At 57.1% G+C, this 12,051-nt stretch carries 11 protein-coding genes and 1 pseudogene; 6 read left to right on the top strand and 6 right to left on the bottom strand.

The window, feature by feature from the left end:
• The first annotated feature begins 10 nt into the window (after window positions 1-10).
• The 6 genes and pseudogenes from ACWHRL_RS01930 to ACWHRL_RS01905 all read left to right on the top strand — a co-directional run bounded on the left by ACWHRL_RS01930 (window position 11) and on the right by ACWHRL_RS01905 (window position 6,460).
• Window positions 11-706 carry a hypothetical protein gene (locus ACWHRL_RS01930; protein ID WP_447895001.1) on the top strand — a complete coding sequence of 232 codons (696 nt, stop codon included), beginning with the start codon at window positions 11-13 and terminating at the stop codon, window positions 704-706.
• A 34-nt stretch (window positions 707-740) separates the two neighbouring features.
• Complete coding sequence (locus ACWHRL_RS01925) at window positions 741-2,000, top strand: diaminopimelate decarboxylase (protein ID WP_447895000.1); 1,260 nt, start codon at window positions 741-743, stop codon at window positions 1,998-2,000.
• Window positions 2,001-2,831 carry a 2,3,4,5-tetrahydropyridine-2,6-dicarboxylate N-succinyltransferase gene (locus tag ACWHRL_RS01920; protein ID WP_447894999.1) on the top strand — a complete coding sequence of 277 codons (831 nt, stop codon included), beginning with the start codon at window positions 2,001-2,003 and terminating at the stop codon, window positions 2,829-2,831.
• Window positions 2,828-4,012 (top strand): aminotransferase class I/II-fold pyridoxal phosphate-dependent enzyme, encoded by a 1,185-nt coding sequence (locus ACWHRL_RS01915; protein WP_447894998.1) that lies wholly within the window; start codon window positions 2,828-2,830, stop codon window positions 4,010-4,012. The genes ACWHRL_RS01920 and ACWHRL_RS01915 overlap by 4 nt, the downstream gene beginning before the upstream one ends.
• Before the next feature lie 70 nt (window positions 4,013-4,082).
• Window positions 4,083-5,243 (top strand): M20 aminoacylase family protein, encoded by a 1,161-nt coding sequence (locus ACWHRL_RS01910; RefSeq protein WP_447894997.1) that lies wholly within the window; start codon window positions 4,083-4,085, stop codon window positions 5,241-5,243.
• A gap of 412 nt (window positions 5,244-5,655) precedes the next feature.
• Window positions 5,656-6,460 (top strand): annotated as a pseudogene (locus tag ACWHRL_RS01905) (integrase core domain-containing protein).
• A gap of 87 nt (window positions 6,461-6,547) precedes the next feature.
• Here the strand turns inward: ACWHRL_RS01905 and ACWHRL_RS01900 are convergent.
• From ACWHRL_RS01900 to menB, 6 genes are all read right to left on the bottom strand, one after another.
• Window positions 6,548-6,772: a hypothetical protein gene (locus ACWHRL_RS01900; RefSeq protein WP_447894996.1), complete on the bottom strand. Its 225-nt coding sequence runs from the start codon at window positions 6,770-6,772 to the stop codon at window positions 6,548-6,550.
• A gap of 104 nt (window positions 6,773-6,876) precedes the next feature.
• On the bottom strand, window positions 6,877-8,181 hold the full coding sequence (locus tag ACWHRL_RS01895) for a hypothetical protein (protein ID WP_447894994.1): 1,305 nt from the start codon (window positions 8,179-8,181) through the stop codon (window positions 6,877-6,879).
• A complete protein-coding gene (locus tag ACWHRL_RS01890) occupies window positions 8,178-8,498 on the bottom strand; it encodes a Pepco domain-containing protein (protein WP_447894993.1) in 321 nt (106 codons plus the stop codon). The genes ACWHRL_RS01895 and ACWHRL_RS01890 overlap by 4 nt, the downstream gene beginning before the upstream one ends.
• Before the next feature lie 269 nt (window positions 8,499-8,767).
• On the bottom strand, window positions 8,768-10,180 hold the full coding sequence (menE, locus tag ACWHRL_RS01885) for an o-succinylbenzoate--CoA ligase (RefSeq protein ID WP_447894992.1): 1,413 nt from the start codon (window positions 10,178-10,180) through the stop codon (window positions 8,768-8,770).
• A gap of 55 nt (window positions 10,181-10,235) precedes the next feature.
• A complete protein-coding gene (gene menC, locus ACWHRL_RS01880; RefSeq protein ID WP_447894991.1) occupies window positions 10,236-11,177 on the bottom strand; it encodes an o-succinylbenzoate synthase in 942 nt (313 codons plus the stop codon).
• Window positions 11,177-12,037, bottom strand: a complete 861-nt coding sequence (gene menB / locus ACWHRL_RS01875; RefSeq protein ID WP_447894990.1) for a 1,4-dihydroxy-2-naphthoyl-CoA synthase — start codon at window positions 12,035-12,037, stop codon at window positions 11,177-11,179. The genes menC and menB overlap by 1 nt, the downstream gene beginning before the upstream one ends.
• Window positions 12,038-12,051: the final 14 nt, after the last annotated feature.

Raw genomic sequence — 12,051 nt, 5'->3', positions numbered from 1 at the left:
AGAAACAGAGATGACGAAGATGGTGCAGGATCTCAAACAGGTTGAAGATTTCTATAGTACCCCCCGCCGGTTTGGCGACAGGGATTCCACCATCTACGAGATCTGGGAACAGGGAGGGGCATTCAATGACTCTATTACACCGTCCACCTACAACGCAGAATATCGCTCGCATATGGGACTCAAGCTCAAGTCCCTCACCAATGAAGGGGAGACAATTTTCTCTATTGGCTGCGGCAACGGTTTTGTCGAAGGAGACCTGGTTAAAGCCAAACGCCGGGTGCTGGCTATCGACTTCAACGACGAAGCGGTGGCCCTGAGCCGGAAAAAAGGTGTGGATGCTTACACAGCCGACTTCTTCAAGCTGGAGCCCAGTGCCCTTGCTAGCACAAAATCGGTCTATGTCGACGGCTTACTCGGCCATTTGTTTCATCCAGAGCTGGAACTTAAGCCGACCCTCGATAAGCTCAAGGAACTGAACATGGAATCCGGCACGACCTTGGTGTTCTCCAACGATTCGCCCCGCGATCCCGAGACGCCTTTTGCCGCCCACGATAAAGTCGAAGGTTTTTGGTTCATTTCTAGGGACTACCTGCGTGACGCGCTGATCGAGGCCGGCTTCAAGGTAGAGGAAACCTATTACTTCCCGTACACGCGCCCGATCAGCGGCCTGCGCAATCGCACCTTGTGCGTCGCACTGGTGCCTTGAGTCGATCACGCATGAATTGTTAGAAGAAATTGCCGTGCCTATATCTCAAAGCTTCGCCCGACGTTTGTTGCCCCTGCTCAATGAGCTTACGAAGGCTTACCCAACGCCCTTTCATATCTATGACGAGCGTGCCATCGCCCAGACTCATCGAAACGTGGAGCAAGCCTTCGCCGGGAGCGCGTTTCGTCAGTACTTCGCGGTCAAGGCGCTTCCCACTCCTGCGATCCTATCCCTGCTGCTCAAGGAGGGCAGCGGGCTGGACTGCTCTTCGCCTGTCGAACTTACACTAGCTGAAAGATTGGGCGCGCGGGGTGATGATATCGTTTTCACTTCCAACAACACCTCACTCAGCGAATACAACATGGCGCTGAAGGTCGGTGCCTTGATTACGTTCGACGACCGCAGCATGCTCGATCAAGTGACAACCTTGCCTGATATAGTTGCCTTTCGCGTGTCGCCACATGGCGTCATTGCCCAGTCATTACAGATGGGCAATGCCCAACAATCAAAATTTGGCATCCCCGAGACCGAACTAGTTCAGTGCTATCGAGAGGCATTGAATCGCGGTGCCCGACGTTTTGGTATTCATGGCATGATGTGCGCTAACGAGCTGTCACTAGAGGCCGCCGTGCAGGCCGGTGTACAAGTCATCGAGGTCGGGGCTAGGGTAGCCCGCGAGGCAGGCATTGAGCTCGAATACATTAATATCGGCGGTGGCTTGGGCATTCCCTATCGGCTCAACGACCAGGCCCTCGATCTCACATCATATGCCGATGCGCTGAAACGCGCATTGAAGCAGGCATTCCCACGCCATACACCCAAGCTGATGATGGAGTTGGGCCGTTACATCAGCGGGCCGCACGGAGTACTTGTATCTCGGGTCATCAACCGCGGTAGCAAAGGACGAGAAATCGTCGGTCTCGATGCCTCGATGTCTGCGCTAATGCGCCCTGGACTGTATGGTGCCTACCACCACCTGACTTTGCCTTTCGCCGATCAACGACCCGAAGGCGTGTTCGATGTGGTCGGCGCACTGTGTGAGAACTTTGACAAGTTCGCCATGGATCGCCCGCTACCGACCCCGCTCATCGGCGATCTCGCACTGATCCATGACACGGGTGCGCACGGTCATGCCATGGGCTTTACCTATAACGGCCGGTTGCGGCCCGCAGAACTGATGTTGACCGACGATGGCGATGTCGTTGAAATCCGTCGGGCTGAGACCTTTGATGATCATACCCGCCCGATTCAATGGCAACCCATTGATGTCTTCAGCCCTCATAAGGTGCGTTAGATGAGTTACCGTGAATTGATTGAAGAAGCGTTCGAGCGGCGTACACAGCTCACGACGGTAGAGCTATCGACTTTGGTGCCGTCGATTGAAACCGGCCTTACCGCTCTAGAGCGTGGCGAGCTGCGCGCGGCATGTGCGCAAGATGGCCTGTGGATCTGCGACACCTTCGTCAAGAAGCTTATCCTACTGCACTTCTTGACGCGCGAAAATGCAGTAGGCGAAACCAACCCTAGGCGCCCCAAAAGCTACGACAAGCTGCAGCTCAAATTCGAACAGTGGGAAGACAGTGCGTTTCGTAATGCGCGCATCCGTGTGGTCCCAGGCGCGGTCGTCCGGGCCGGAGCGTACATCGGCCCGGGCGCCGTGCTGATGCCATGCTTCATCAACATTGGCGCGTACGTCGGCGAAGGCACGATGATCGATACTTGGTCGACGGTAGGTTCCTGCGCACAAGTTGGCGCACACTGCCACATCTCCGGTGGCGTGGGTCTGGGCGGCGTACTTGAGCCCCTCGGGGACAACCCTGTAGTCATTGAAGACAACGTTTTTATCGGTGCCCGCAGCGAGGTCGCCGAAGGAGTCATTGTGCGCAGTGGAGCTGTGATCGGCATGGGTGTCTACCTCAGTGCTTCGACTCCGATCATCGACCGCGCTAGCGGCGAAGTACGCTACGGCGAGGTGCCGACCAACGCGGTGGTGATTGCTGGCAGTCGCGCCGACCCGAAACTGCCAGGGGTGTCGCTGTCCTGTGCTGTGATCGTGAAATACGTTGATGAGCGTACGCGTTCGAAAACTACGCTCAACGACCTTGTCCGAGCGCTCAGCCGATGAACACCGCAGGTAATGCTTTCGCCAAGCTGCAAAGATTACTGGATGACCTACCTCCCGCACCAGGCTTGCCAGTAATCGACCTGCACCTAGGAGAAAGCAGACTGGGCGACCCGACATCGCTGCTGGCACCTATGTCTGAACTCGAAGGCTGGACCCGCTATCCACCGTTAAACGCGACGACGCAACTGCGCGACGCCTACAATCACTGGTTGCAGCGCCGCTTTGGTATCGCCGCTAACCTCGGCAACTCAATTGCCATTGAACCCACGCCAGGAACCAAGCAGGCGATCGCCACGTGCATCGCTCTTGCGGTATCACGGGCACGTGCACGAGGAGTCGAGAAGCCGGTAGTAGTATTGCCCAACCCATTCTATCCCACGTATGTCGCGGCAACAGAAGCCGTAGGCGCGCGAGCCTTGTTCTACGATCTGAGTAATGGGCAACTGGAGGCGAATCTTGCCGCTCAGCTGGCATTGGCTGGCGACAGCGCTGCGGCCGTGGTGTTGTGCAACCCCGGCAATCCGCTCGGCAACATCCTCGCCGCCGATACGCTTGTGGCAATCAGCCGTCGGGCACACCAGACCCAGACCAGCTTGCTGGTCGATGAGTGCTACACGGATCTGGCTTGGCATTCAGCGCCATACGGCTATCTCAGCTTGGTAGAATCCGGTGCTGTTGCACCTTGTCCGTTTGTGGTGCTGCACAGCCTGTCGAAGCGATCAGCCGCACCAGGTTTGCGCAGCGGTTTCATTGCTGGCGACCCACAGAGTGTTGCCGCCTATGCCGGTTACAATCGCTCCTGCGGAGTGTCAATGGCTTGGCCGACGTGCGCGGCCTCGGCCGCTCTGTGGCAAGATGACGTCCATGTGCAGAAGCAACGACAGGCCCTGCAACGCAACTGGGATATGGCCGATGATTGCCTCGCCCAAGTGACTGGATATCAGCGTGCCGAAGCCGGTTTTTTCCTCTGGCTAGCCGTCGCAGATGGCGAGGCCTCAGCCTGCCGGTTATGGACTGAACAGGGTTTGCGAGTGATGCCTGGACGCTATCTGTGTTATGCCGAAAGCAACGACAGGAATCCAGGCGATGGCTTCGTGCGCGTTGCACTGGTTCATAAGCAATCGATTATGCGTGAGGCCCTGCTGCGCCTCAGGGAAGGGCTGAGGCACGAGCCGGCTTGAGCTTGCACGGCAGCATTCCTTGGCAGATGAGATACCACTTCAGAGCCACTTCCAGATCAGGAACAGAAAGATGGAAATGGATTCAGTACTTCAAGGACATATGGTCGGCTGGCGTCACTGGTTGCATCAGCATCCTGAGCCAGGATTCGCAGAGAGCAAGACGAGTGCTTTCATCGCCGATACACTGCGCAGCTTTGGCCTGCAGCCTCATATATGCATTGGCGGGACCGGTGTTGTCGCGACTATTGAAGGCGAACAACCCGGTATCGAGATAGCTCTACGCGCCGACATGGATGCACTGCCCATCCAGGAAGAAAATACCTTCGCCCACTGCTCACGCCACAATGGCTGGATGCATGCCTGTGGTCACGACGGCCATATCTCGATGCTATTGGGTGCCGCCAGCCTCCTGGCGGCAGACCGTCGCTTCGCAGGCAAAGTCCACCTAATCTTTCAACCAGCCGAAGAAATCGGTACTGGGGCCAAGGCGATGATAAACGATGGGCTGTTTGAGAAATTCCGCGCCGAATGTGTGTACGGTCTACACAATTGGCCAGGTGTGGAGGCAGGCCGATTTGTGGTGCACCAAAGTGCGGTAATGGCTGGCGCCAAACCTTTTGAAATTGTCGTTAGCGGCCGTGGCTGCCATGCAGCGCTTCCTCATCAAGGAGCTGATCCGCTATTGGCTGCGGCACACTTGGTCGCGGCATTGCAAAGCATTGTTTCACGCAATATCGACCCCGCTGATGCACTGGTTCTCAGCGTCACCCAGTTCCACGCTGGGCATACTCACAATATTATTCCCGACAAGTCCCGCCTTACTGGCACTCTGCGTTACTTTAGCCCCGCGGCTGGCGAAATTGCATCGCATCGAATGGTCGAGCTTGTTGAACAACTGGCTGCTGGAATGGGCGTTGTTGCATCGCTGAAGTTCTTCGAATTCGGATCTCCGCCAGTGATCAACAACACAGTGCATGCAGAGCATTGTGTGGAAGCCGCCAACGCCGTGGCCGGGCGGGAAAACGTCAGCACCACAATGGCACCGAGTATGACTGGGGAAGACTTTGCCTTCATGCTCGAACGCAAGCCCGGCGCCTTCATCTGGATCGGCAACGGCTCAGCAGAACGCGGTTGCTCGTTGCACAATCCGCACTATGACTTTAATGACGAAATAATGCCCATGGGCGTGGCCTATTGGGTCGCTCTTGTCCGGTCCCGGTTAAAGATGTGAGGAAGCTCGCTCCCATACGGATAATGCGGACGGAGGCAGTTTACGAAAGTCCACCGCTAACCGTTAATGCTGTTGATCGCCACGGTCAGGTCGGCCATTTATTTGAACATGGAATGAGCTAGCACTTATAAATCTTCGAGACCACCGCCAAGTGCATAGCCACAGGCAGGTGCCCATATGTCGATGCGCTCTAGATCTTATTCAGGTTTGACCTTTCCCTCTAAGTTAACACCTTGAAATCGATGAGATTTCCAGCTAAGGTCGTGAAGTGCGTCGTTAACCATAATGCGATATCGCTATACAGATGACACGATACGTATTGGTAGCATATTTATTTATGACACAGTAGTACTAGGTGTTTGGTCCCGGGGTGTAATGGTTTATGGTATGAACCCTTATCCGAGGAGGATCCATGGCTCAGGTACTTCATCAACGCGCCACGACCACGCACGCCATCCGAGAAGACCTACAGCGATCGACGGAGTCGGTCGCGGCGTTGAGCCGACGCTACGGCATTAACCCTAAAACCGTACGCAAGTGGCGCAGCCGGACCTCTGTTGAAGATGTGCGTATGGGACCCAAAGCAGCCCGCTCCACCTCGCTGACGCCGCTGGAAGAAGCTGCCGCTATCACGTTCCGGCAGAAGACCCTGCTGCCCCTTGATGACTGCTTGCATGCGCTTCAGCGAGATCCGGACAGGCGAAGGCAAGGCCTATCTCTTCGTGGCAGTGGATCGAACGTCCAAGTTCGTTCATGCACAGCTATACCAGAAGATGACAAGGCAGGTGGCCGCTGACTTCCTTGAAGCCACGCTCCAGGCGCTGCCTTATCGCGCCCATACAGTGTTGACCGATAATGGGGTGCAGTTCGCCAGGAAGGCCGGCACAGAAGCTTACAAGCCGCATATCTTCGATGTGATATGTCATCGCCATGGTATCGAACATCGTCTGACGAAACCGTTCCACCCCTAGACCAATGGCCAAGTGGAGCGGATGAACCGCACCCTCAAGGAAGCCACGGTTCGAGCCTTCCATTACACCTCGTTGGGCCAGCTTCAAAGCCATTTAAAGGATTATCTCTGGGCCTATAATAGTGCCCGGCCGCTAAGAGCTCTCAAGGGCAAAACACCGATTGGATTTATCCTTGAACAATGGCAAAAAGAGCCCGAAAGGTTTTATGATAACCCGAACTACTACTTCCCGGGACCAAACACCTAGGTTTTGTTTGTCTGCTGAGCCCATCGCTTGAACGCCTTAGGTAGAAAACGACAAGTAGGCTGTGCCGTATAACGCCTGAGTTATGCCTTAATAGGTGGCGGAGTTCGTGCCATAGACGCTTTTAATTGGGCCAGTGAATTTGCAAGCATCTTTGGCCGATTTCACGTCTCGACTTAAATCCGTGTTGCTTCCCTTTTTTCTAAAAACGAAAATCTCTTTTTTAACAGCCGGCACCACTTCATATTCCAGCCCCCTGAGTTTTTCCGCAACATCAGTGAGGTCTTTTGAGCTTTCCAATTTCGCTACGATCACTGTTTAATCTCCTTTCTCGGTTTTGCTTCTTGGATGACAGCGTATAACGCCGCGCTCTGGGACAAACCGTAGCGCAGCGTAGGTTTGTCCCTAGCAGCGCCTTGTTAGCCGTCACTCTGATGCCTTTCGAATGCGCTGACGAATATACTTTTCATTGGCTCTTTGAGCTGGTTAATATACCCGAACAGCAGTTTGAATTTTTGGAAACGCAACCACTCAGAATGATCGGGCTTAGAGTTACCCTTGCTGGCTGAATCAACATCTCCGAAGAAATTTGCTGCAACTTGTGCAATGCGTTCCAGAATCTTTTGTGAGTAACCGCGATTAAATATTTCACTAACGATTGGGTAGAATTCAGCATAGTTCGGCACTGTTTCACCAGAGCACTTTTCGAGCGCTTGATCGAGTTCTGACACGACTTTTTCAGCCTCTCGTTCAAAGAACGCGGCATGCTCGCCGGGTTCGTTTATGATTTGAACGATTTGAGTAAACATGCCCTCAATGGCGCATGCCAACTCAGACAAACTGCTCCATACGGCGTCGTCTTGGCATCTACGCTGCATCTCGCTTCGGATCCGTGCGATTCTTTCGCCAGCTAATGGGTGTGAATCCTGAAACTCGAACCCCAATTCCTCCAACCCACGAAAAATCTGAAGTGCGAATTCAACGGCGGCATATTGAAGCTGTGTATTAAAAGCAACGCGCTTAGCATCCTCGTTGTGGAGTTCCATAACCATTTGAACACCGAGAAAATCAGCGGTGAATTCATCGAGATGATGGGGTGATATATCGTCTGGAAGATCAAACAGCTTCCTTTCTTCATTTTCGAAAACATCGGCGATTATGTGCCCAATTTCGTGGGCAACGAGAAAGGCTTCTGCTTCCATCGCCAACATATTTGCAAATTGGATTTGATTCTCATCGATCGGATACTGTGGACCGAATGCATGGCCTGTTTCTTGAAACCACCAAAACACTTCGGCTATTAATCGAGCCGTTTCTTGTAAACCGTCGCCTATCGATGGGGCGATCTCCGTGCCCATAGGGTGAGAACGCGTTGCGATAACCCTTGCGACGCGATAGATAAAATCTTTCATACCTGTATGAAATACGATCGCGTAGCCTGAAGGGAGTTTATTTACGTAGACATCTGGAGTTGGGTTGGCAACTGTTCCGACTGCGATGTAATCGGAGTCAAGAAGCGAAACAAGTGAAAGATGAAACCGAGGTTTTATATGTTCGAGCAAACTCTGCGCCCAGTCAGACTTATTTGCTGATGCAATTAGGTCGGAGATATCTTGTCCAGATTTGACCCACTGTGTCTTCAGCCAGTCGGGCAAACTGGATTCCGTGATCTCGTCGATAGGGTCTTCCGCCTTTATCGATGCGATGTAGTCACTGGGTGTCATTTCGAGTCACGTTTTATCTTGACCTTGATACTTGCTTGCATCCCCGCTTCCAGTTTACCAATCAAGGCGACGCTCCCCTTGCCATTTACACCTAGTGAAAGCTCTATCTCATCGACATAATAGCCAGATTTCGACTCAGGTTGCTCATCAAGAAGAGTCTGGAAGTCGGCGAGGACCTCCTTCAGGTTACCGCTAAGGACGGTCAAATCTACCTCGGTTGATTTGACCCGAGATTTACCAAACGCTGGCAACGCGTGCTTTGTTTCCGATTCTGCCGCCTCCGGTTCCCATATTTCAATCGTACGTGGATCGTTCATTCTAACTCCTATCGGTGGAATTACGGCTAACAGTGATTATACGCCCAGACACATAACCTTAATAAACACGCCAGCGCGTTTATTGGTGTTATGCAGCCCGCTTGCAAACCGTAACCTACTGATCACTATAGAGCCGATCAATTTCCAAACCGTCTATCCGTTGTTCGCATGCCCGCCCGCTATGCTCGATTCAATCATACCCTATCCCCAAACTTACCTTAGATCACGCAAAAATTTGATGACACTCATCCGCAATAAGTCGTAGGTTCTCACTCACTGGCCCTCTCGGTTGACTCAAGCGCCATTCGCGCCTTCGCCGCAAACGCCTGCCGCGAAGGCTTGAACCCCACCCCCTCGGGCCAACCAAGCCACGCATCCGGCACCATGAAACCAGGCAGCGCCTCGCGCACCCAGGCGTCGAGCGCGGCTTCGGCCACTGCCTCGGTGTGGTAGTCGATAAACGCCACCGGGCGTTCGCCCCATTCCGGGTGGGGCACGGGCACCACCAGCGCTTGGGCGATGCCGGGGTGGTTGACCAGGCGCTGTTCGATGGCTTCGGGCTGGATGTTTTCGCCGCCGGAGATAAAGGCGTTGTCCCGCCGTCCTTCGACTACCAGCTCGCCTTGTTCGGTGAAGTGGCCCTTGTCCTTGGTGGCAAACCAGCCCTCGCTGTCCACCGCTGAGTCGAGCTGCCCTTCGCGCAAATAGCCGTTGAAGAGCGTTTCGCCGCGCACCTGAATCTCGCCCTCTTTGATGCGTACCTCGCGCCCGGGTAGCGGTACGCCGACCACGCCGGGGTCGGCGGGCCGGCCGGTGCATACCTGGCTTGCCATCTCCGAGAGCCCGTAGCTCACTTTGGGGGTCAGGCCGAGCGCGGTCATTTTATCGACCAGCGGCGTGGGGATCGCCGCGCCGCCCAGCAGTAGCTCGCGCAGCGCTGTCTTTTGCGGGTCGAAGCCCGCGTGGAGCAGGCGCCAGAGCTGGGTGGGCACCAGCGACAGGTGGGTGATCGGTTGCTGCTCGAGGCGCGCCAATAAGGGCGAGCCGTCGTCGATAATGACGCGCCCGCCGGCCAGAAAAATGCGAAAGGCGATGGCGTAGCCACCGATATGAAAAAGCGGCAGCGAGAGTAGCCAGCCGCTCGTTTGATCCACCGAAATGAACGACGCCGAGCCGCGGGCGGAGGCCAGGTGGTTGCCCAGCCGGTGCTGCACCGCTTTGGGCGTGCCGCTGGAGCCGGAGGTGAAGATCGTGTTGCTGGGCTGCTCTGGGTCGAGGGTGGGTTCGCCCGGCTCGGCCTCGGCGCTGAAGTCCAGCGCCAGCGACGTTAGCGCCCTGGCGCTTGTAAGCTCCGCGCTGACGCCTTCGGGCTGGGCCACGAAACGCGCGGGCAGGCGCCCCGCCATGGCGAGCTGCTGGGCGGCGGGAAACGCCGGGTTGACCGGGCAGAACACCACGCGGGCGCGCAGGCAGGCCCAGGCCAGCAACAGTGCTTCAAGCGAGCCGCGTGCGGGCACCAACAGCCGCTCGCCGGGCGGGACGCCCTGGCGCGCCAGCTGCTGGGCCAGCGCTGCCACGCGGCGGTCCAAGGTGCGGTAGCTTAGCCGCAGGTCGCCCGCTTCGATCGCATTATGTTCGGGGGTCTGGGTGGCCCAGTAATGGATGGGGCATGGCTCGGTCACGCAACACTCCTGACGATGGCTGAATGAAGTGGATAACGGGGAACGTAATGGCGTCTCACTCCGCGCGGTAAAGGCACTGGCAGCGCTCACGCAGGACCGCGCCGCGCTCATCGGTGATGCGCTCCGCCAGCGAATCCGCGGTATCGAGCCCCGGCGGCTGGCCCGGCGCCCACTCCCGGGCAAGGCGCGAAAGGAGGCCTAGCCCCAGGTCGGATTCGAAGCTCGACGAAACCACCACCCGAAGCCCCAGTGCCCGGGCGCGTTCGACCAGCGCTTGGCATTTGGAGAGCGAGCCGACCAGCGTGGGCTTGATGACCAGCGCCGCGAGCTGCGGGTGGGGCTGCCAGGGGCGTTGCTGCGAGAGCGTTTCGTCCAGCGCAAACGCCACCCCGGTCGCCTCGGCCACCGCTTGGGTGTCGGCAAGCGCGGCGCAGGGTTCTTCCAGATAATCGACCTGCCCTGCCGGCAGCCGGGCGCAAAAGCGCAGCGCCTGCTCGCGGGTAAAGCCCCCGTTGGCATCGAGGATCAGCCGGGTGGTGGGCAGGCGCTCGCTTAGCCGCTTGATGAGCGCCAGCTCTTCATCAATGGGGTAGCGGGCGACTTTGAGTTTGAGGCGCGCAGGCGGCGCCGTTCGCCAGGCCTTGAGGCGCACTTCAAGAGCGACCATCAGATAGGCGGGCGTGCCCTGCAGCAGCGGATAAGGGGCCGCCGCCTCGGGCAAGTGTTCGGGCCAGGCGCGCTGGGCGCAGTCGAGGCCAAACTGCACCGAGGCAAACTGCGGGGCGATGGGTTCGCCGCGTTCGAGTGCGGCAAGGCAGTCAAGCGCCTCGGCTTCGGCCTGGGCCAGCGTCTCGCGGGAGAAGCCCGGCAGCGGGGCGATCTCGCCCCACTGGCCATCGGTCTCTACCAGCAAGCCCTCGCGATGGGTCAGCCGCTGGCCGTTGAAGATCAGCGGCTTAGTCAGCGCCAGCGCGTAGCGGTAGAGCGCCCGCGCCATCAGGGGTTACGCGGGTAGCGGGAGAAGTCCGGGCGGCGCTTTTCGTTGAACGCGTTGCGCCCTTCCTGGCCCTCTTCGGTCATGTAGTAGAGCATGGTGGCGTTGCCGGCCAGCTCCTGAAGCCCGGCCTGGCCGTCGCAGTCGGCATTGAGCGAGGCTTTCAGGCAGCGCAGCGCCATGGGGCTGTGCTGGAGCATCTCGCGACACCAGCGCACGCTCTCGCGTTCGAGCTCTGCCAAAGGCACCACGTGGTTGACCAGACCCATGTCGAGCGCTTGTTCGGCGCTGTACTGGCGGCACAAAAACCAGATCTCCCGAGCCTTTTTCTGACCCACGATGCGCGCCAGATAGGAGGCCCCAAAACCGCCGTCAAACGAGCCGACTTTAGGGCCAGTCTGGCCGAACACGGCGTTGTCGGCGGCGATGGTCAAATCGCACATCAGGTGCAGCACGTGGCCGCCGCCAATGGCGTAGCCGGCCACCATGGCCACCACCGGCTTCGGGCAGGTGCGAATATCGCGCTGAAAATCCAACACGTTGAGGTGATGGGTGCCCTCTTCGTCCTGGTAGCCGCCGTAGTCGCCGCGAATACGCTGGTCGCCGCCGGAGCAGAACGCTTTATCACCGGCGCCGGTCAGTAGAATGGCGCCAATGGCGCTGTCGTGGCGGGCGCGGTTGAGTGCCTGGGCCATTTCATTGACCGTTTGCGGGCGAAAGGCGTTGCGCACCTCGGGGCGGTTGATGGTAATGCGGGCCACGCCCTCGCTCGAGGTGTGATACAGAATATCCTGGTAGTCTGCGGAGTTGTCCTGCCACGCGATGGGGGCATAGAGTTCTGATTCAGTCAGTCCGTTAATCATGTCAGTCTCTTTTA

The sequence above is a fragment of the Vreelandella sp. GE22 genome (assembly GCF_968212445.1).
This window is presented reverse-complemented; position numbering and strand designations above follow the sequence as displayed.